20 protein-coding genes are annotated in these 19,429 nt (G+C 74.4%); 12 read left to right on the plus strand and 8 right to left on the minus strand.

Features of this window, described 5'->3' with window-relative positions:
- The 3 genes from VGB14_03325 to VGB14_03335 form a co-directional block, all read right to left on the minus strand.
- Positions 1-414: class I SAM-dependent methyltransferase (locus VGB14_03325; GenBank protein HEX9991937.1), on the minus strand; the 414-nt coding region annotated here is incomplete at its 3' end.
- A gap of 274 nt (positions 415-688) precedes the next feature.
- Positions 689-1,837 carry an acyl-CoA dehydrogenase family protein gene (locus tag VGB14_03330; GenBank protein HEX9991938.1) on the minus strand — a complete coding sequence of 383 codons (1,149 nt, stop codon included), beginning with the start codon at positions 1,835-1,837 and terminating at the stop codon, positions 689-691.
- Positions 1,834-2,040, minus strand: coding sequence for a hypothetical protein (locus VGB14_03335; protein ID HEX9991939.1), 207 nt, complete (start codon positions 2,038-2,040; stop codon positions 1,834-1,836). Before VGB14_03335 ends, VGB14_03330 begins: the two co-directional genes overlap by 4 nt.
- A 70-nt stretch (positions 2,041-2,110) precedes the next feature.
- On the opposite strand from VGB14_03335, the gene VGB14_03340 reads away from it, so the two are divergent.
- From VGB14_03340 to VGB14_03360, 5 genes are read left to right on the plus strand one after another with little or no spacing between them, the layout of a single operon-like run.
- Complete coding sequence (locus VGB14_03340) at positions 2,111-2,755, plus strand: hypothetical protein (GenBank protein ID HEX9991940.1); 645 nt, start codon at positions 2,111-2,113, stop codon at positions 2,753-2,755.
- Positions 2,733-5,252, plus strand: coding sequence for a sodium-translocating pyrophosphatase (locus VGB14_03345; protein HEX9991941.1), 2,520 nt, complete (start codon positions 2,733-2,735; stop codon positions 5,250-5,252). Before VGB14_03340 ends, VGB14_03345 begins: the two co-directional genes overlap by 23 nt.
- 34 nt (positions 5,253-5,286) lie before the next feature.
- Positions 5,287-6,147 carry an alpha/beta hydrolase gene (locus tag VGB14_03350; GenBank protein HEX9991942.1) on the plus strand — a complete coding sequence of 287 codons (861 nt, stop codon included), beginning with the start codon at positions 5,287-5,289 and terminating at the stop codon, positions 6,145-6,147.
- A 35-nt stretch (positions 6,148-6,182) separates the two neighbouring features.
- On the plus strand, positions 6,183-7,217 hold the full coding sequence (locus VGB14_03355; protein ID HEX9991943.1) for a Gfo/Idh/MocA family oxidoreductase: 1,035 nt from the start codon (positions 6,183-6,185) through the stop codon (positions 7,215-7,217).
- A gap of 17 nt (positions 7,218-7,234) precedes the next feature.
- On the plus strand, positions 7,235-7,837 hold the full coding sequence (locus VGB14_03360) for a hypothetical protein (protein HEX9991944.1): 603 nt from the start codon (positions 7,235-7,237) through the stop codon (positions 7,835-7,837).
- On the opposite strand, the gene VGB14_03365 is transcribed toward VGB14_03360, so the two are convergent.
- Entirely contained in the window at positions 7,834-8,901 is a 1,068-nt protein-coding gene (locus VGB14_03365; protein HEX9991945.1) for a hypothetical protein, read from the minus strand. The genes VGB14_03360 and VGB14_03365 overlap by 4 nt on opposite strands.
- Positions 8,902-8,980: 79 nt before the next feature.
- Complete coding sequence (locus tag VGB14_03370) at positions 8,981-10,441, minus strand: bifunctional diguanylate cyclase/phosphodiesterase (protein HEX9991946.1); 1,461 nt, start codon at positions 10,439-10,441, stop codon at positions 8,981-8,983.
- Positions 10,442-10,817: 376 nt separating this feature from the next.
- On the opposite strand from VGB14_03370, the gene VGB14_03375 reads away from it, so the two are divergent.
- From VGB14_03375 to VGB14_03400, 6 genes are all read left to right on the plus strand, one after another.
- Positions 10,818-11,780: a DUF1385 domain-containing protein gene (locus VGB14_03375; GenBank protein HEX9991947.1), complete on the plus strand. Its 963-nt coding sequence runs from the start codon at positions 10,818-10,820 to the stop codon at positions 11,778-11,780.
- Between the two features lie 97 nt (positions 11,781-11,877).
- Positions 11,878-12,339: an alternative ribosome rescue aminoacyl-tRNA hydrolase ArfB gene (gene arfB, locus VGB14_03380; GenBank protein HEX9991948.1), complete on the plus strand. Its 462-nt coding sequence runs from the start codon at positions 11,878-11,880 to the stop codon at positions 12,337-12,339.
- A gap of 142 nt (positions 12,340-12,481) precedes the next feature.
- On the plus strand, positions 12,482-13,627 hold the full coding sequence (locus tag VGB14_03385; GenBank protein HEX9991949.1) for an AAA family ATPase: 1,146 nt from the start codon (positions 12,482-12,484) through the stop codon (positions 13,625-13,627).
- A 239-nt stretch (positions 13,628-13,866) separates the two neighbouring features.
- Positions 13,867-14,205, plus strand: coding sequence for a hypothetical protein (locus VGB14_03390; protein ID HEX9991950.1), 339 nt, complete (start codon positions 13,867-13,869; stop codon positions 14,203-14,205).
- Positions 14,206-14,306: 101 nt separating this feature from the next.
- Complete coding sequence (locus VGB14_03395; GenBank protein ID HEX9991951.1) at positions 14,307-14,762, plus strand: hypothetical protein; 456 nt, start codon at positions 14,307-14,309, stop codon at positions 14,760-14,762.
- A complete protein-coding gene (locus VGB14_03400) occupies positions 14,729-15,094 on the plus strand; it encodes an MmcQ/YjbR family DNA-binding protein (protein HEX9991952.1) in 366 nt (121 codons plus the stop codon). The genes VGB14_03395 and VGB14_03400 overlap by 34 nt, the downstream gene beginning before the upstream one ends.
- A gap of 13 nt (positions 15,095-15,107) precedes the next feature.
- Here the strand turns inward: VGB14_03400 and VGB14_03405 are convergent, their stop codons facing one another.
- Both VGB14_03405 and VGB14_03410 read right to left on the minus strand, forming a co-directional pair.
- A complete protein-coding gene (locus VGB14_03405; GenBank protein ID HEX9991953.1) occupies positions 15,108-16,571 on the minus strand; it encodes a sulfatase in 1,464 nt (487 codons plus the stop codon).
- A 17-nt stretch (positions 16,572-16,588) separates the two neighbouring features.
- Positions 16,589-17,986, minus strand: coding sequence for a sulfatase (locus VGB14_03410; protein HEX9991954.1), 1,398 nt, complete (start codon positions 17,984-17,986; stop codon positions 16,589-16,591).
- A 99-nt stretch (positions 17,987-18,085) separates the two neighbouring features.
- Here VGB14_03410 and VGB14_03415 point away from each other — a divergent pair, with 99 nt between their 5' ends.
- A complete protein-coding gene (locus VGB14_03415; GenBank protein ID HEX9991955.1) occupies positions 18,086-19,189 on the plus strand; it encodes a winged helix DNA-binding domain-containing protein in 1,104 nt (367 codons plus the stop codon).
- Here VGB14_03415 and VGB14_03420 read toward each other — a convergent pair.
- Positions 19,186-19,429 (minus strand): hypothetical protein (locus tag VGB14_03420; protein HEX9991956.1); only part of this gene is annotated, 244 nt, incomplete at its 5' end. The genes VGB14_03415 and VGB14_03420 overlap by 4 nt on opposite strands.

The raw sequence follows: 19,429 nt of genomic DNA on the forward strand, positions 1-19,429 counted from the left end.
CGCCGAGCGCACCCAGCCGGGCGGGTGGCGCTCGACGACCACGACGCCGCCCGGCGCCACGTGGCGGGCGCAGGCGGCGAGCAGGCGGTGGCGCAGGGCGTCGTCGACGCTGTTGACGAGGTGGCTGGCGAGGACGACGGCGTCGAAGCGGCGGCCGAGGTCGAGCTCGCCGGCGTCGGCCAGCACGGTCGCCGCGCCCCGCACGCCGGCCAGCATCTCGGGCGACTCGTCCACCGCCGTCACCCGGTGGCCGAGGGCGACCAGGGGGTGGGTGACCCGGCCGGCCCCGCACCCGAGCTCGAGGATCTCCGCCCCCGGCCCCGCCGCAGCGGACACGATCGCCGCCTCCCGGTCGCCCCGCAGCCGCCGGTAGACCTCGACCGGGCTCCCGTCCGCCGCCACCCCGTCCGCCACCGACGCCGGCCGTCCGGCCGGAGCGGGCGCGCCGCCGTCCTGCGCCGGTGGGGGCGGGCCAGTTGCGGCGGGCGGGCCGTCGTGGTGCGCCGGTGGCGCCGACGCGGTTGGGGCGGGCGGGCCGTCGTCGTCCTGGACCGGCCGCGCCCGCGGTCCGGTTGCGGCGGGCGGGACGCCGTCGTGTGGCGGTGGGGCGGGTGCCGCGTTCGGGCGGTCGTCGTGTGGCGGTGGGGGCGGGCCGGGTGCGGCCGGGTCGCTCGGCGAGCCCAGGCGGTCAGCCGGCACCGAGGCCGTCCATGCGGGCGAGGATGCGGAGCATGACCTCATCGGACCCGCCGCCGATCGAGAGCAGGCGGGCGTCCCGGAAGTACCGGGACGTCCACGTCTCCTCCATGTACCCGAGCCCGCCGTGGAGCTGGAGGCACGTGTCGGCCACCCGCCGCTGCAGCCGCCCGGCCTTCAGCTTGGCGACCGTGGCGAACCGGGTGGCGTCCTCGCCCCGCACGTAGGCGGCGGCGCCGGCGTAGGCGTAGTGGCGCAGCAGGTCGAGCTCGGCCCGCAGCTCGGCCATCGTGAACTGCACGTGCTGGTTGTCGATCAGCGGCCGGCCGAACGTCCGCCGCTCCCGCAGGTGCTCGACGGTGCGGTCGAGCGCCATCGTCATCCCCCCGACGGCGGTGTACACGGCGATCAGGCGCTCGTTCTGGAACTGCTGCATCTGCTGCTGGAAGCCCCGGCCGACCTCGCCGATCGTGTTGGCCACCGGCACCCGCACGTCCACGAAGGACAGCTCGGCCGTGTCCGACGACCAGTTGCCGAGCTTGCGCAGCTTGCGGCTGACCGAGAACCCCGGCACGTCGGTCGGGACGACGATCTGCGTCATCCCCCGGTGGCCGCCCTCGTCCGAGGTCCGCGCCAGCAGGCACAGCCAGTCGGCCTGGGTGCCGTTGGTGATGTAGAGCTTCGTCCCGTTGATCACCCACTCGTCGCCGTCCCGCACGGCCCGGGTGCGGATGGCGGCGACGTCGGACCCGGCGTCGGGCTCGGTGACGGCGATCGAGGTCACCATCTCGCCCCGGATGGCCGGCGCCAGGTACCGCTCCTTCAGCTCGTGGGTGCCGAACCGGTGCAGCGCCGGCGTGGCCATGTCGGTCTGCACGGTGACGGACATGGGCACGCCGCCGCACCCGATGCGGCCCAGCTCCTCGCCGAGCACCACCGTGTAGGAGTGGTCGGCGCCCTGGCCGCCGTAGGCCGGGTCGTACTCGAGGCCGAGCAGGCCGGCCCGGCCGAGCACGGGGAACAGCTCGTGGGCCGGGAACGACCCGGCCTCCTCCCACTCGTCGACGTGGGGCGCGACCTCCCTCGCCAGCAGCCCCCGCACCGACCGCCGGAAGGCCTCGTGCTCCTCGGTGAAGATCACCGGCGCCAACCTACGGCGAGCAGGTGGGCGGACAGGGCGACGGCCTCGGGCTCGGCCTCGACCGCCCGCGCCGCCCACAGGGCCGCGTCCCGCCAGCGCTCGTCGTCCGGCTCGCGGCCCCGGTCGCCGAACACCCACGCCGGCCCCTCGACGCCGAGCACCTCCACGCCGGCCAGCCCGGCGGCCCGCAGCTCGTCGCCCAACTCGGCCGGCCGGTGGAAGTAGGCGGTCGTGAACCACTCGGGCCGGCCGTCGGGGTTGTGGTGCCGGCCGGTGGCGGTCGTCGCCGCGGCGATGGCCCGGAAGCGCTCGTCGAGGTGGAACCGGTTGACGAACCCGTCGAGCAGGGCGGCGAACCGGCAGATGCCGGGCGGCGACCACCACCCCGCCTGGCCGCACCACCCTGGCCGCCTCGGCCAGCGCCGCCGCCCGGTCGGCCGGCTCGACCAGGTGGTAGAGCGGGCCGAGGAGGAGGACGGCGTCGAAGGCGGCGGCCGGGTGGGGGAGGGCGACGGCGTCGGCCCGCTCCACCCCGATCGGCTCCGGCCGGGCGGCGGCCGCCTCGACGTGGACGGGGACGGGGTCGAGCAGGGTGACCCGGTGGCCGAGGCCGGCCAGCCAGGCGGCGTAGCGGCCGGGCCCGCCGCCGGCGTCGAGGACCGAGGACGGCGGCGCCGGCAGCCACCGGGCCAGCAGCTCCTCGGTCCGCAACCGCTCGAGCGACCACCCGGCCAGCCGGTCGGCCTCCTCGGCGCCGTCCTGGTAGTGGGCCTGCATGGCGGCGTCCACGGGGGGAAGCAACCTCCTGCGACGGCGGCCGTGAACTTGACGTTTTCGAGCCGTCGAAAGCAGACTTACACGTCCATCGAAAACGCTCAAGGAGACCCTTCGACCCATGACGAGCCTCTTCGGTGCTGAAGGCGGCTACCAGGTCTTCGAGCTCGGCGGCGCCGAGTGGTTCTGGCTGGTCTTCTCGGCCCTGACGGCGCTGCTCGCGGTCGCCGTCGGCTTCGCGCTCATGCGCGGCGTGCTCGCCGCCGAGACCGGCACCCCGAAGATGGTCGAGATCGCGGCCGCCATCCAGGAGGGGGCCCTCGCCTACCTCCGGCGCCAGTTCAAGACCATCGCCGTCATCCTCGTGCCCCTCGCCATCGTCGTGTTCTTCACGGCCACCAAGGTGGTCAACGAGGAGAGCGGCGACACGGCCCTCAGCTTCGCCGAGTCCGGCATCTTCCGGACCCTGGCGTTCCTCGCCGGCTGCCTCATGTCCGGCCTGACCGGCTTCATCGGCATGGGCCTCGCCGTCCGCGGCAACGTCCGCACCGCGGCCGCGGCCCGCTCCGGCTCGCTGCCCGCCGCCCTCAAGGTGGCGTTCCGCACCGGCGGCGTGGCCGGCATGTTCACCGTCGGCCTCGGCCTGTTCGGCGCCACGATCATCATCATGATCTTCCAGAACACGAGCTCGGCCATCCTGGTCGGGTTCGGGTTCGGCGGCTCGCTGCTGGCCCTGTTCCTCCGGGTCGGCGGCGGCATCTTCACCAAGGCGGCCGACGTCGGCGCCGACCTCGTCGGCAAGGTCGAGGCCGGCATCCCCGAGGACGACCCCCGCAACCCGGCGACGATCGCCGACAACGTGGGCGACAACGTCGGCGACTGCGCCGGCATGGCCGCCGACCTGTTCGAGAGCTACGAGGTCACCCTCGTCGCCTCGATCATCCTCGGCGTCGCCGCCTTCCAGTCGATCTATCCCGACGACCCGAAGAAGTGGGCCCTCGGCCTGATCTTCCCGCTCGTCGCGAGGGCCGTCGGCGTGCTGGCCTCGATCGTCGGGGTGTTCGCCGTGCGGGCCACCGACAACGACCGCTCGGCCATGGCCCCCATCAACCGGGGGTTCCTCACCGCCGGCATCCTCACCGTCATCGGCACCGGCCTCGTGGCGCTGCTCTACGTCGGCAACGACGAGGGCGAGATCAGCAACGTCGGCTGGCGGGTGTTCGCCGCCGTCGTCACCGGCCTCGTGCTGGCCCAGGTGGTCAGCCGGCTGACCGAGTACTTCACCTCGACCGAGACGGCGCCCGTCCGGGAGATCGCCGAGGCCGCCCGCACCGGCCCGGCCACCACCGTCCTGTCGGGCATCAGCTCCGGCCTCGAGTCCTCGGTGTGGGCCATCGTCGCCATCGCCGGCGCCCTCGGCACCGCCATCGCCCTCGGCGGCGGCGACCTCCAGTTCTCGCTCTACCTGGTCGCCCTCACCGGCATGGGCATGCTGGCCACCACCGGCGTGGTCGTCTCCGAGGACACGTTCGGCCCCGTGGCCGACAACGCCGCCGGCATCGCCGAGATGTCGGGCGAGTTCACCGGCGAGCCCCAGCGGATCATGGTCAGCCTGGACGCCGTCGGGAACACGACCAAGGCCGTCACCAAGGGCTTCGCCATCGGCTCGGCCGTCATCGCCGCCGTCGCCCTGTTCGCCAGCTTCATCGAGACGATCGGCTCCGAGCTCGACCTCGGCCTCACCGGCACGGCCCTGTTCCGGGACATCGCCACCCAGATCAACGTGGCCGACCCGAAGACGTTCATCGGCCTCCTGATCGGCGGGTCGGTGGCGTTCCTGTTCAGCGCCCTCGCCATCCGGGCCGTCGGCCGCACGGCCGGCACGGTCGTGCAGGAGGTGCGCCGCCAGTTCGCCGACGGCAAGATCATGAGCGGCGAGAAGCGGCCGGACTACGGGCCGGTCATCGACATCTGCACGGCCGCCTCCCTGCGGGAGCTGGCCACGCCGGCCCTGCTCGCCGTCCTCACCCCGGTGATCATCGGGTTCGGCATCAACTACCTGGCCCTCGGCGCCTTCCTGGCCGCCGTCATCCTCACCGGCCAGCTCATGGCCAACTTCCTGTCGAATTCGGGCGGCGCCTGGGACAACGCCAAGAAGTACATCGAGGACGGGCACGAGGGCGGCAAGGGCTCCGAGGCCCACAAGGCGGCCGTCATCGGCGACACGGTCGGCGACCCGTTCAAGGACACCGCCGGCCCGGCGCTGAACCCGCTGATCAAGGTCATGAACCTGGTGTCGCTGCTGATCCTGCCGGCCGTCATCAACCTCCAGGACGACGACGGCGCCCGCTTCGCCATCGCCGGCGTCGCCCTCGTGATCCTGCTGGCCGCCATCGCCTTCTCGAAGCGCAAGGCCGGCGGGATGGCCGAGGGCGCCCCGGCCATGGCCGCGACCGCCGCCGTCACCAGCGGCGACGGTGCCGTCGGCCACGCCGTCGCCCCCGGCGACCCGCCGGTGAAGCTCGCCGTCGACGCCCTCGACCGCTGGATCCTCGACCTCGGCGACGACGACGGCGACCTCCGCCGCCAGCTGCGCGAGGCCAAGGACCGGCTGGCCTCGGAGGGCCTGCCTGCCCGCTGACGCGGGGTTCACGTTCGAGGACCGGGGCCGGCGGCTGGCGGGCACCCTCACGGTGCCCGCCGGCCCCGGCCCGTTCCCCGTCGTGCTCGGGGTCGAGGGGTCCGGCCCGTCGACCAGGTCGGCCTGGGGGGACTGGCCCGACCGCCTCGCCGCCGCCGGGCTCGCCACCCTGGCCTGGGACAAGCCCGGGTGCGGCGCGTCCGAGGGCGACTGGCGGGACCAGACCCTCGACGACCGGGCCACCGAGGTGCTCGCGGCGGCGGCCGCCGTCCGCGACCACCCGGCCGTCGCCGGCCGCCCGGTCGCCGCGCTGGGCGGGAGCCAGGGCGGCTGGGTGGCGCCCCTCGCCGCGTCCCGGTCCGACGGGCTGGCCGCCGTCGTCGCCGTCTCCGGCCCCGGGGTGACCGTCGCCGTCCAGGAGCGCTACCGGATCGCCCACCAGCTGGCGGATGGCGGGCTCCCGCCCGACGAGGTGGCCGAGGCCGTGGCCGTGTACGACGCCCGCGTCGCCGCCCTCGTGCGGGGCGACCCGCCCGCCGCCGTGCTCGCCGCCGAGGCGGACGTCCGGGACCGGGCCTGGTGGCCGGCGCTCGGCGACGAGACCGCCGAGGAGCTCGCCTTCCTCGCCGGCATCCTCGCCCACGACCCGGTCCCCGTGCTGGAGCGGGTTCGCTGCCCGCTGCTCGCCGTCTGGGGCGGGCGCGACCTGCTCGTCCCCGTCGTCGCCAGCCTGGCCGCCTTCGACGACGCCCTCCGCCGGGGCGGCAACGACCGCGCCACCCTCGTCGTCCTGCCGACCGCCGACCACGGCCTCCGCGTCCACCCGGGCGACGGCTGGGGGGCGGCCGCCGCCTCGCTGATCACCACCTGGCTGGCCGAGAGCCTCGGCGACTGACCGGCCTACGATCCGGCCATGGCCGGCGCGAGCGCATGACCGTCAGGGTCGGGTTCCTCGGCGCCGGCCTCATCGCCACCTACCACTCGAAGTCCCTGCGGCGGTCGGGGGAGGACGTCGCCTGGGCCGGCGTGCACGACCCGGACCGGCGGCGGGCCGAGGCGTTCGCCGCCGCCAGCGGGGCGACCGTGTGCGACGGCGAGGAGCAGGTGCTCGACGGCTGCGACGCCGTCTACGTCTGCACCTGGACCTCCGAGCACGTGCGGCTGGTGCGGGCCGCGGCCGAGCGGGGCCTCGCCGTGTTCTGCGAGAAGCCGCTGGCCACCGACCTGGCCGGGGCGGTCGAGGTGGCGCGGGCCGTCGGCGCCGCCGGGGTCACCAACCAGGTCGGCCTCGTCCTCCGCCACTCGCCGGCGTTCAACCTGCTGCGGTCCCTCGTGGGCGACCCGGCGAGCGGGCGGGTGATGGCCGTGGTCTTCCGGGACGACCAGTACCTGCCCGTGCAGGGCCACTACGGGTCGACGTGGCGGGGCGACGCGGCCAGGGCCGGCGCCGGCACCCTGCTCGAGCACTCGATCCACGACCTCGACGTGCTGGAGTGGCTGTGCGGGCCGGTGGCCAGGGTGGCCGCCGAGACGGCGGCGTACCACGGCATCCCCGGCATCGAGGATGTCGCCGTCGCCACCCTCCGCTTCGCCTCCGGGGCGACGGCCTCGCTCGCCTCGGTGTGGCACGACGTGCTCGACCGGCCGAGCCTCCGCCGCGTGGAGGTGCTCTGCGAGCGGGCCTGGTACGCGCTGGAGGGCGACTGGTGGGGGCCGGTGCGGTGGACGCGCCAGGGGGAGGGGAGCGGGTCGGTCGAGGGCGAGGCGCTCGTCGCCGCCCTCGCCGGGCGGGGGGTCGCCACCGGCAACCCGGACGGCGCCTTCGTGCGGGCCGTCGCCGAGGGCGGGCCGGCGTTCCCCGACGCGGCCGTCGCCCTCCGGGCCCACGTGGTGGCCGACGCCGCCTACCGGTCGGCGGCCGCCGGCGGCCGGGCCGTCGACGTGGCCGCCGGAGTGCCGGCGTGAGGCACGAGCTGCGAGGCGTGATCGCCAGCAGCGGGTTCTCCTCCGGCCACCGGGTCGTCGTCGGCCACTGGGAGCGCACGCCGATCGGGCCGATGACCGACGTGATGTGGGCGCGGCCGGGCGGGGAGCGGGTGCTGCTGGCCCCGTCGCCCGAGGCCGGCGCCTTCATCGGCGCCGTGTACCGCTTCGACCGGGTCGAGGTCGTGCCCGTGGAGGCCGACGGCGGCGAGCGCCAGGTGGTGGTCCGGGCCGGGGACCTCGAGGTCGACCTGGAGGCCGGGCCCGGGTGGCGCATCCCGTTCCCCCGGCCGCCCTGGTTCACGAGGTGGGTCGAGGGGCCGGTGGCCCGCCTGGCGATGGGCGTGCGGGCCTACGGCGTCAGCCCGACCGGCGTGCGGGAGTGGTACCGGGCCGACGTGTACCGGCCGCTCGTGCGGGCGGCCGCCCGGCTGGGCGGCGCCGACCTGGGTGCCATGGCCCGGCTGTCGCCGCCGACCGGGTTCGGCTTCAGCGAGCCGCCCCGGCGGCCGTCGATCGTCGCCGTCCGGCCCCTCCTCGAGGACCCGTCCGGCCGGCTCGACGCCCTCGTCGCCCGCTCGGCTCCGGCCGGCGCCTCCTAGGACGGCGCCCGGCGGGGCTGGTGGTCGGCCACCCTGACCTGGTTGGGGTTGAGCCCGAAGAGCCCGCCGATGCGGACGACGTCGTCGCGGCGGGGGCGGCGGCGGAACCCGGCGGCGAGCAGCGGCGCCGCGTCGGCCCCCTCGCTCATCGCCAGGCACGGCGCCCGGTAGGGGCAGCGCCCGCAGTTGTCGGGCACCGGCCGGGGGTCGGGGTCCGGGCCGGCGGCGGTCATGGCCGCGGCGTCGGCGGCGATGCGGCGGGCGACGTCGTCGACGCGGGCCCGGGACAGCGGCACCTCGGTCCGCCGGAAGAACCCCGTCGACGTCGCCCACTCCTCGGGCACCGGCGGCCGGGCGGCGGCGGGGCGGGCCCGGTGGCGGTGCTGGGCGACCGTCCCCCGCTTGCGGTCGAGGTCCCGGCGACGCCGCTCGGACAGCCGGGACGCCGTCCGCTCGGCGGGTGCCGGCACGGCGGCCAGCAGCTCGTTCACCAGCACGCCGGCCACCGACGCCAGCGCGAACCGCTCCCACGCCCAGCACTCGGCGACGGCCGCGTCGTCGAGGGCCAGCACGGCCGGGTCGGGCCAGGCGCCGTCCACGAGCCGGTGGCGGAGGAGCCAGTACCGGTTGGCCTCGTCGACCACGAAGGCGTCGATGCGACCGCGGTAGCGGACGGCCCGGCCGCCGGCGGCCAGGGACGCCGCCGGGTCGGCCGGGTCGGGCACGTCGGCGAGGTACTCGGTCCCGACCAGCACCGGCGCGAACCGGTCGACCAGCGGGGCCCACTCGAAGTAGTGCCCGAGCACGGCCTCGCCGAGCGCCGCCGCCTCGTCCCACCTTGGCCCGGGCCCGACGCCCGCGGCCCGGGCGAGCGCGTCCCGGAAGCCCGTCAGCACCAGCGGCCGGACCACCGCCGGCGGCCAGTCCCACATGGCCGGGTAGTAGTAGACCGCCAGCGCCTCCCGGATGGCCGCCTCGACCGGTGGCCCCGCCGGCGCCACCGGCTCCAGGTCGGCCCTCGTGGCCGAGCCGAGGTCCCAGGCGCGGCGGCACCGGCCGACCACTCACGGTCCCACCCCGTGATCACGTGGTCCACGGCCCCGACCCCCCGGCGCCCGGCGTCGGGCCCAGGGTAGGCCGGGGTCAGCGGGCGGGGGCCGGCCGGCTCTCGGTGAAGTGGGGGAGGCGGGCGAGGAGCGGGTTCGGGTCGGCGGCCGGCTGGCCCGCCGGGTCGGACGCCGGCTCCGGCCGGGTGGGGCCGAGCGCGGCGGGGGCGCCCCGCAGCAGGCGGTCGATCACGTCGGGCGGGCGGGCCGGCGAGAACAGGAAGCCCTGGGCCAGGTCGCAGCCGAGCTCCTGGAGGACGACGAGCTGGGCGGCCGTCTCGACCCCCTCGGCCACCGTCGTCATCCCGAGCGCCTTCGCCATGTTGATGACGGCGGCGACGATCGCCGCGTCCTCGGCGTGGTCGCCGAGGCCCTGCACGAACGAGCGGTCGATCTTGATCATGTCAGCCGAGAACCGGCGGATGTAGCTGAGCGACGAGTAGCCCGTCCCGAAGTCGTCGAGGGCGATACCGACGCCGAGCGACTTGGCCCGCCGGAGGATGGCCCAGGCCGCCGCGGCGTCGTGCATGACCGCGCTCTCGGTCACCTCGAGGGACAGCTGGCCGTGGTCGACCCCCGACTCGACGAGCGCGGCGGCCACCAGCTCGCCGAAGTCGTGCTGGGCCAGCTGGCGGGCCGACACGTTGACGGTTACCCGCAGCAGCTCGCCGTCGACCGAGGCGTCGGCCCACGCCCTCGCCTGGCGGCAGGCCTCGGACAGCACCCAGCCGCCGACCGGGACGATCAGGCCGGTGTCTTCCAGCTGGGGCATGAAGTCGGCCGGCGAGACCAGGCCCCGCAGGGGGTCCTCCCAGCGCAGGAGGGCCTCGACGCCGACCATCCGCCCGGTCTCCACGCTGACGACGGGCTGGTAGTGGACCCGGAACTCGTCCCGCTCGATGGCCGACCGCAGCCGGGTCTCGGCGTTCACCCGGGTGAGGCGGTGCTCCATGGTCGTGTCGAACATGGCGAAGGTGCCGGCGCCGGCCGCCTTGGCCTGGTACATGGCGACGTCGGCCGAGCGCAGCAGCTCCTCGGCGTCGGGGTCGGCCGTGTCGGCCACCGCCACCCCGACGCTGACGCTGATCGTCAGCCGGTCCTGGCCGAGCACGAACGGCTCCTCGAGGGCGGTGATGACCTGGCGGGCCAGGCGCTCGGCGGTGGACGGGCTGGCCAGGTCGGTGCAGACGATGACGAACTCGTCGCCGCCGTAGCGGACGACCCGGTCGCCCGGCCGCAGCAGGGCCCGCAGGCGGGCGGCCACCGACACCATGAGCTGGTCGCCGACCTCGTGGCCGTGGGTGTCGTTGACCAGCTTGAACTTGTCGAGGTCGCAGAACAGCAGCGCCGTGCGGCCGCCGCCCCTCGTGGTCTTGGTCCTCGTCGACCCCAGCCACTCCCGCAGGAACAGTCGGTTGGGCAGGCCGGTGAGCGGGTCGTGGAGCGACATGCGGGCGAGGGTCCGCTCGACCCTGGCCGCGTCCCGCCACCGGCGCACCGAGAACAGCGTGGCCGCCAGGGGGACGGTGACGACGAGGGTGAGGAGGGCGTCCAGGTTGGCGCCGTCGACGCCCGTCCAGCGCCGGAGCCGGTCGACGAGGTGGAGGCGGGCGGCCAGGCCGGTGGCGACGATGCAGACGGCCAGGGCGGCGATGAGGTCGCGGACGACGCGGCTGCCCGACCGGGGGACCTCGCGCTCCCGCCGGCCCGGTCGCCCGCTCGCCCCGTTTCGCCGACCGTCGGAAATCGTGGTCCTCCCTCGCCCGTGCCTCAGGCACCATCGACCGGTGCCGACGTCGACTTGAGGCGCCCGGCCGGTTCGTCCCGGCCGCGCCGGTCTTCTACGATCGCGGGCGGCAAGGGAGGGAAGTCGAGTGGGACGCGAGTCGACCGGCCTGGTCGCGCCCGGCGCGCGGGTGGCGAGCCGCCCCGTCGGCGGCCAGGCCGTCTGCGAGGGCGTGATGATGCGGGGCGAGGACCGCTGGGCAGTCGCCGTCCGCCGGGCCGACGGCCGGGTGGAGACCCGCGTGGAGGACGTGCCGCCGTGGTGCGGGCGCTTCGAACGGGTGCCGGTCGTGCGCGGGGTCGCCGCGCTCGCCGAGTCGTTCACGATCGGCGTGCGCGGGCTGACGTGGTCGGTCGAGCGGGCCTCGGCCGACGCCGGCCAGCCCGTCACCCTGCCGTCGCTGGCGAGGACGGTGGCCCTCGCCCTCGGCGTGGTCCTCACCGGGTTCGTGATCTTCCCCGCCGCGCTCGGCCGCCTCGCCGGCGGGTCGCACGGGCTGGTGGTCACCGCCGTCGAGGGCGCCGTCCGCCTCGCCATCCTGCTGACCTACCTCGTCGCCATCGGGCGGCGGGCGGACGTGCGGCGGCTGTTCGCCTACCACGGCGCGGAGCACCGGGCGGTGGCCACCTACGAGGCCGGGGCGCCGCTCACGCCGGAGGCGGCCAGGGCCTTCGGCACCCGGCACCTGCGGTGCGGCACGACGTTCCTGCTGCTCGTGGTCGTCGTCGCCGTGGTGGTGCACTCGCTGGCCGGCGCACCGGGGTGGGGCGTGCTGTTCGCCTCGCGGCTGGTGGCCGTGCCGGTGGTGGCCGGGCTGGCCTACGAACTGCTGCGCGCCGCGGCCAGGGGCGCGGAGCGCTGGCCGGTCGTCTGGGTGCTGATGGCCCCCGGGCTCGCCCTCCAGGCCCTCACGACCCGGGAGCCCGACGACGGCCAGGTCGAAGTCGCCCTGGCCGCCCTGTCGGCCGTCCTCCCCCCGGCCGGCGTCACGGCGCCGAGCCGGGAGTCGGAGCCGGCTCCTCGGCGCGCCGAACGGCGCGCTCGCTCCTAGAAGATCAGGAGGAGGAGCAGGATGATCAGGATGAGCAGTAGGACACCGCCTCCGATGTACATCGTGGTCTCCCTTCTCCGAGTGGAAGCGTCCGAACCTGGCTACCCCTGGTGACGAACGGGAAACGTCGGGCGGCGCGGCGGGCCTCCGGGTCAACGGCTCGCTGCGCATCCCGCTGGCCGAGCTGACCTGGCGGTTCGGCCCGAGCGGCGGCCCCGGCGGGCAGCACGCCAACCGCTCGAACACCCGCGCCGAGGTGCGCTTCGACGTCGCCGGCTCGCCCTCGCTCGGCCCCCGCCAGCGGGCCCGCCTGCTCGAGCGGCTGGGCGAGGAGGTGCGGGTGGTGGCCGACGACGAGCGCTCCCAGCTGCGCAACCGGGAGCTGGCGCTCAACCGCCTCCGCTCCCGCCTGGCCGACGCCCTGCGCCGCGACCCGCCGCCCCGCCGCCCGACGGCGCCGTCGGCCGGGGCCAGGGAGCGCCGCCTCGAGGCCAAGCGCCGCACCGGCCAGCGCAAGCGGGGCCGGGGCGCCCGCTGGTCACCGTCGGCCGACGAGTAGCTCCGCCGCCCGGGGCAACCCGCCTCCTCGTCGCGGCTATCAGGACATTCCTCGCCGTGCTCACTTATGCATCGGCTGGTCGAATCGCGACGTAACTGCACCGACGCTAGGGTAAGGCGATCCAATCGACGCGGAGGGTTATGTGGCGGCGACGTTGATATCAATTTTCAACCACAAGGGTGGAGTATCAAAAACCACGACGGCGTTTAATCTGGCCTGGATGCTTGCAAAGAGAGGGCAGCGAGTCATCTTGGTCGATGCCGATCCACAGTGCAACCTCACCGGCGTCATTCTCGGTCTGAACGCAGAGTGGCCTCCAGAGGACATCTCGCAAGAGGAATTCGACGAGGAAAGTGAGGGCTTCTCAGAAAGCCAGGAGGCGAGCGAGGGCTTCTGGACGAGGAATTTTGATAGAACACTCTACGGCGCGCTGAAGCCAGCGTTCGAGTCCGAACCGCGGATCATGGAGCCGGTGGACTGTCTAGCAGTCGACGGCTGCTCGGGATTGTTCCTACTTCCTGGCCACCTGCGCTTGGGTGAGTACGAGGTCACGCTAAGCGTGGCGCAGGAACTAAGCGGTTCACTCCTTCCGCTTCGTAATCTCCCCGGTGCTGTTCATTACCTCTTGACAGAGACAGCCGAGAGCCTAGAGGCAGACTTCGTCATAGTTGATATGAGCCCTAGTCTCGGTGCATTGAATCAGAACATTGTTAGTGTGAGTGACCTTCTCTTCGTGCCAACGGCGCCCGACTATTTCTCCATGATGGCGTTACAGTCGTTGGCGCGCGTGTTGCCACGCTGGTCCCGGTGGGCGCGAGCAGCGAGCAACAATGAAGTGTTGTCCGAAGCCGCCTACCCATTTCCCGCCCCTCGACTGAAGCTCGCCGGCGCAGTCATCCAACGGTATCGTCTATACCGCGCGCCGACGGCCGCCCAGCCTTACGGCACCCCTACGGGGCCTTTCCGCGCGTGGATCGAGAAGGTCGCGGATGCGCTCGAGAACGAGTTCGTTCCGGCGCTTCGCGAAGCAGGCCTGACGTTTCCGGCGAGCGTCTATCGCGAAGCTGGTATTCCCAAGACCCGAGTACTGGCGCAGGTGCAGGAGTTCAACAGCCTCCTCCCGAAGTCGCAGGAGCATCGCGTCCCGGTGTACGAGCTGACTCCCGCGCAGCTCCAGCAAGTAGGAGTTGTGCTCGACGGGTCGATGCGTCAGATCTCGAGCTTGCGAACCATTTTCACGGATCTGGCTACGAAGATAGAAGCGCTCGCTGCGGCACAACGCCTGTAATGTCCTCGTCTGCCGCGTTTGGCGTCTTTGAAAGACTCGAGGACCAGGTGAGAGCGGTTGGCTCGGTCGCCAGTAAAAACGACATCAACGAGCCTGTTGCTGCGGCGCTCGTCCGATCGTGCATAGTGCTGGCGGTAGCAGCATGGGACACGTATGTCCATGAGCAGGGGGTACGCCTGCTCGAGCTTTGCGTTCATGGCGATACAGCTGGCCGTGTAGCGAGATACCTTGGTGGCGGGGTGAAGCCTCTGGAGTTGCAGGGCGACGATGGCCTCGGCCTTATTCGATACCGCCTTTCATACCGTACGTTGGTGGCCCCGGAGCGGGTTGATGAACTCCTGGTAGCGAGCGGCCTGGATCCAGCGCAGGTCTGGCTGAAGTCGGCTATGGGGCTTGGGTCACGCCCAGATCGGATCAAGACGCAGCTCCAATTGCAGTATGACCGCAGAAATCAGATCGCGCACGAGGGAGACTGGGACGCCGCGTCGCTAGAGTTTCGGAAGGTACATCTCGGCCATGTTGGAGATTGCCTCGACTTCATAAAGGGGCTTGTAATGCAGTTCGACTCATTGCTGTAGTCGCGACCCCGGACGCGTCACCTTCCTCCGCCGCCCGGGGGAGGGGCGAACCCGACCGGCGGGGGAGGACGGGGGCGGCGGGCGTCCGTACCGTCGACCCCATGACGACGACGCGGTGCGACGAGCGGTGGGGGGCGGCGAGCGCGGGGCTGACGGCCGTCGGGGCCGTGTGGGCGGCGGTCGCGGTGATCAGCGTCTTCGCCCCCGACCTGGTGTCCGGGAGCGAGCACGAGCACCTGCCGGTGGCCGCCGTCGCCACCTGGGTGTGGGGCCTCGTCGCCACCTCGGCCGTGGCCCGCACCGTCGGCCGGGCCCCGTCGCCGGCCGCGCTGCGCCCGCTCGCCACCGCCGTCGGCACCGTCTGGCTGGTGGCCGCGGCCGTGGCCGTCGCCGGGCCGGTGCTCGTGACCGGCAGCGACCCGACCAGGGTGCCGGTGGCGGCCATGGTCGCCCCGGTCGGCGCCGCGCTCGTCACCCGGCTGGTGTGCGACCTGCTCGTGACCCCCGGCGGTACGGTGGCCCCGTGGGCGGCCCCGACCCGACGGCCGAGCGCCTGACGGCGATCTGCCGGGCCCTCCCCGAGGTCGAGGTGGCGGCCGAGCGCCAGCACACCTCCTACTCGGTGCGGGGCAGGCGCTTCGCCTGGCACCTCGTCGACCACCACGGCGACGGGCGGGTGGCGCTGCACTGCCGGGCCGCCCGGGGCGAGAACGAGGCGCTGGCCGGCGCCGAGCCGGAGCGCTTCTTCCTCCCGCCCTACCTCGCCCGCCACGGATGGGTCGGGCTGTACCTCGACGTGGGCGCCGTGGACTGGGGCGAGGTCAGGGCGCTGGTCGTGGAGGCCTACCGGATGGCGGCGCCGAAGCGGCTGGCCGCCGGGGTCGAGTAGCGGCGGGCGCCGGTCAGCGGGCCTCGCAGGACGGGCCGGCGCACGTGCGCAGCCGCTCGAGCAGGGCGTGGAGCCACTCCCGGTCGGTGGCCAGGCGGGGGTCGGCGGCCCGGTTCTCGAGCTGGTACGGGTCGCGGCCGAGGTGGTACAGCTCGGTCTCGCCGGTGGCGTGCTCGACCCAGGTCCACTCGGCCGTGCGCACGCCGGCGTAGGGGGCGGCGCCGAACGCCTCGAGCAGGATGGCCCGGTCCTCGTAGGCCGCCGGGTCGGCGACCACGGACTGGAGCGGCACGCCGTCCATCACCCGGGCCGGGGTGGCCTCGGCGGCGGCGACGATCGTCGGCGCGATGTCGACGTTGGCCACCGGGACGTGCACGCCGACGCCGGCCGGGAACCCCGGTCCGGCGACGAGCAGCGGGACCCGGACGGACTCCTCGTAGGGCAGCACCTTGCCCTGGGCGATGCGGTGCTGGCCCTCCATGAACCCGTTGTCCGAGGTGAAGATGATGATCGTGTCCTCGTACTCGCCGATCTCCTCCAGGGCGTCGACCAGCCCGCGGACGAGGTCGTCGACGGCGAGCAGCGACTCCAGCCGCCGCCGGTAGCGCACGTCGAGGGCGGCGACGGCGGCCTCGTCGAGCAGCGGCCGGTCGGCCACGGCGGCCGGCTTGTCGGACACGTCGGCCTCGTTGAACGACGGCGGGCGGGGGACCGGGGCGTCCTCGAAGCGCCCGAGGTGGCGGGGCGCGGGGGTCGACTGGTTGCCGTCGGCCCCGTGGGGCGCGAGCGGGGCGACCTCGAGGAAGAAGGGCTCGTCCTGCCCGGCCCGGCTGCGCACCACCTCGGCGGCGTGGGCCGCGTACACGTCGGTCGAGTAGTCCTCCGGGTCGCCGTGGAAGTGCAGGAACGTGTCGTCGTCGAGGACGGTGTAGCCGTAGTACACGTGGCCGGGCGCCACCTTGGCGAACCAGTCGTCCCACCCGGGCGGGACGACGGCCGGCGTGTCCCGGTCGCCGTAGCCGTTGAGGTACTTGCCGACGAAGGCCGTGTAGTAGCCGGCCTCGTCGAGCCAGGTGGCCAGCGTGTTGGTGTGGTCGAGGGCCCGGTAGCCGCCGCGGGGCCAGTGGTTGCCGAGCACGCCGTGGTTGTGGGCGTACTGGCCGGTGAGCATCGTCGCCCGCGACGGGCAGCAGAGCGGGAAGCTGACGACGGCGTCGGAGAACGTCGTGCCCCGCCGGCCGAGCTCGTGGTTGACGTAGCGCAGCACCCACTGGTTCTCGAGCGTCTGGTCGTCGGTGAGCACGAGCACGACGTTCGGCCGGTCGTCCGCCGCCTGCGCGGCGGCCGGGGCGGGCCGGTGGGCGCCGGTGCCGACCGTGGCGACGACGGCGGCGAGCAGCGCCGCGCAGGCGACGCGACGGCCCACCGCCTTCCGGGTGGGTCGCTCGGTGGTCGGCAGGGGCGGTCGGCTGGACATGGCACGTCCTCGCTCGGTCAACTGCGGCAACTGGGTCCGGCGCACGCGGCGAGCCGCCGGCGCGCCCTGGCGAGGCGGTGGCGCACCTCGGCGTAGCGGGGGTCGTCGTGGCGGCTCACCATCTGGTCGCCGTCGGCGACGAGGTCGTACAGCTCCTGCTCGCCCGTGTCGTGCTCGGCGTAGAGCCACCGGGGGGTGCGCACGGCCGAGTACCAGCCGGGGTCGTCGCGGGGGCCGGTCTCGAGCAGGATGGGCCGGTCGGGGTCGGCGAGCGGCGACGCCGACTCCCGGAGGTCGACCCCGTCGAGCAGGCGGCCGGGGGTGGCGCCGGTCATGGCGACGACCGTCGTGGCGAGGTCCACGTTGGCCACCGGTCGGTCCACGGTGGCGCCGGCGGCGAAGCCGGGCCCGGCCGCCAGCAGCGGCACCCGGACGCTCGGCTCGTACAGCTCGATCTTCCCGGTGCGGATGCGGTGCTCGCCGTGGAAGAACCCGTTGTCCGACGTGTAGAGCAGCACGGTCGACCCGAGGACGCCGGCGCCGTCGAGGGCGTCGACGATGGCCCCGACGGCCTCGTCCTCGGCGAGGAGGGACTCGAGGCGGGCCCGGTACCGCATGGTGATGTCGGCCACGCCGTTCGGCCCGAGCCGGGGCCGGCGGCGGATGTCGGCCGGCTTGTCGCTGACGTCGGCCTCGTCGAAGGAGGGCGGCGTCGGCAGGGGCTCGTCGGCGAACCGCCCGATGTGGCGGGGCGCCGGCACCGGCGGGTTCCCGTCGCCGTCGACGCCGTGCGGGGCGATCGGCGCGAACCAGAGGAAGAACGGCCGCCCGCCGGCGGCCAGCTGGCCGACGAGGTCGACGGCCCGGGCGGCGAGGACGTCGGTCTGGTAGTCCTCGGGCTCGTACCCGGCGCGGCGCTGGACGCCGTCGTCGGACAGCTCGTAGCCGTAGTAGCGCAGGCTGGACGGGGCGACGACGGCGAACCAGTGGTCCCACCCGGGGGGCACGACGGTGGCGTCGTTGTAGGCGTTCAGGTACTTGCCGACGTGGGCGGTGGCGTAGCCGGCCGCCTGGAGCCAGACGGGCAGGGCGTTGGTGTGGTCGAAGTGCAGGTAGGCGAGGCCGTTGCCGAGCACGCCGTGGTTGTGGGCGTACTGGCCCGAGAGCATCGTCGCCCGGGACGGGCTGCACACCGGCGTGGTGGCGTAGCTCGTCGTGAACGTGGTGCCCCTGGCCCCGACGACCTCGGCGGTGATCGGCATGACCCGCATGGACTCCACGGCCTGGTCGTCGGTGGTGACGACCACGACGTTGGGCCGCTCGACCCCGCCGGCCACCGGGCGGCGACCGAGGGCGGGGCCGACGGCCAGCATCGCCGCCCCGCCGAGGAAGCCGCGCCGGGTGATCTGAGCCATGTGTCGAGTATGACCGTATCGTCGGCGTACGTGCTGGGGGAGCCCTCCCCGCCGCGGGCCGCGTCACCGGCCGGGCCGCCGTAGTCTCCGTCGCCCGCCATGGACGCCGTCACCGACCGCCAGCTCAACCGCTGGACCCTCGCCCGCCAGCTGCTGCTCGAGCGGGCCCCGCTCGGCCCCGTCGAGGCGGTCGAGCGGCTGGCCGGCATGCAGGCCCAGCACTCGCCGTCGCCCTACATCGGGCTGTGGTCCCGCCTCGCCGGCTTCGAGCGCGAGCACCTCGAGGCGGCGCTGGCCGCCGACCTGGTCGTGAAGGTGACCGTCAACCGCGGCACCCTCCACCTCGTCACCACCGAGCGCCTGCCGTGCTTCCGGCTGGCCACCGGCTCCACCTACTACGAGACCAACTTCCGCCAGCTGCGGGAGCTCGGCGCCGACCTCGACGCCATCCGGGCCAGGGTGGTCGACGCGGTCCGGGAGCGGCCGTACACGAGGCCGGAGATCGCCCAGCTCGTCCTCTCGCTCCTGCCGTTCGACCCGCCCGCCTGGGCCACGGAGCGGCCGGCGGCGATGTCGGCCGTGTCGGTGGCCACCGATCTGTGCAACCTGGCCGAGGACGCGGCCTACGGGTGGTTCGGCGGCGGCCGCTACCGGGTGGCGCCGCCGGCCCCGGCCGTCACCCCCGAGGCCGCGTTCCTCCGGGTCGCCGAGGACTACCTGCGGGCCTACGGGCCGTCGACCACGGCCGACCTCGCCTCGTGGAGCGGCCGGGCCGTCACCGCCTACAAGCCGGCCCTCGCCCGGCTCGACCTCGTGCGCTTCCGCTCCGAGGACGGGCGCACCCTGCTCGACCTGGCCGACGCGCCCCGGCCGCCGGCCGACACGCCGGCCCCCGTGCGCTTCCTGCCGAAGTGGGACAGCGTGCTGCTGGCCCACGCCCGCCGGGAGCGGGTGGTGGGCGACGACCACCGCAAGGCCATCGTCGGCAAGAACGGCGACGTGGCGGCCACGTTCCTCGTCGACGGCGTGGTGGCCGGCACGTGGTCGGCCACGACCCGCGGCCGGGGGGTGCTGACCCTCACCCCGCTGGTGCCGGTCCGGGCCGCCGACCGCAGGGCGGTGGAGGCCGAGGGCGACCGGCTGGTGCGCTGGCTGCGCTCCGACGCCGCCGCCCACGAGGTGCGCTGGGCCGACCCCGCCTAGCCGGGGCCGGGCCCGGGCGGGCCGTCCCGGAGGCGCTCGACCAGCGCGTCGGCGGCGAGGAGGAGGACGCCGGCCCAGGCGACGAGGTGGACGCGGTCGAAGTGCGCCGGCCAGGCGAAGTCGCTCGGGAACTCCCAGCGGAGCTGCTGGACGAGCACGTAGGCGGCGGCCAGCCCGAGCGCGCCGACGGCGCCGGCGGCGAGCACGGCGCGGCCCCGCCGCCGGGACAGGGCCAGCAGG

The sequence above is a fragment of the Acidimicrobiales bacterium genome (genome assembly GCA_036399815.1).
GTDB lineage: Bacteria > Actinomycetota > Acidimicrobiia > Acidimicrobiales > DASWMK01 > DASWMK01.

Excerpts from the sequence above, each read along its gene's own strand:
- VGB14_03345 (HEX9991941.1), top strand. The coding sequence starts at position 2,733 with ATGACGAGCCTCTTCGGTGCTGAAGGCGGCTACCAGGTCTTCGAGCTC.
- VGB14_03355 (HEX9991943.1), top strand. The coding sequence starts at position 6,183 with ATGACCGTCAGGGTCGGGTTCCTCGGCGCCGGCCTCATCGCCACCTAC.
- VGB14_03395 (HEX9991951.1), top strand. The coding sequence starts at position 14,307 with ATGACGACGACGCGGTGCGACGAGCGGTGGGGGGCGGCGAGCGCGGGG.
- VGB14_03405 (HEX9991953.1), bottom strand. The coding sequence starts at position 16,571 with ATGTCCAGCCGACCGCCCCTGCCGACCACCGAGCGACCCACCCGGAAG.
- VGB14_03410 (HEX9991954.1), bottom strand. The coding sequence starts at position 17,986 with ATGGCTCAGATCACCCGGCGCGGCTTCCTCGGCGGGGCGGCGATGCTG.
- VGB14_03415 (HEX9991955.1), top strand. The coding sequence starts at position 18,086 with ATGGACGCCGTCACCGACCGCCAGCTCAACCGCTGGACCCTCGCCCGC.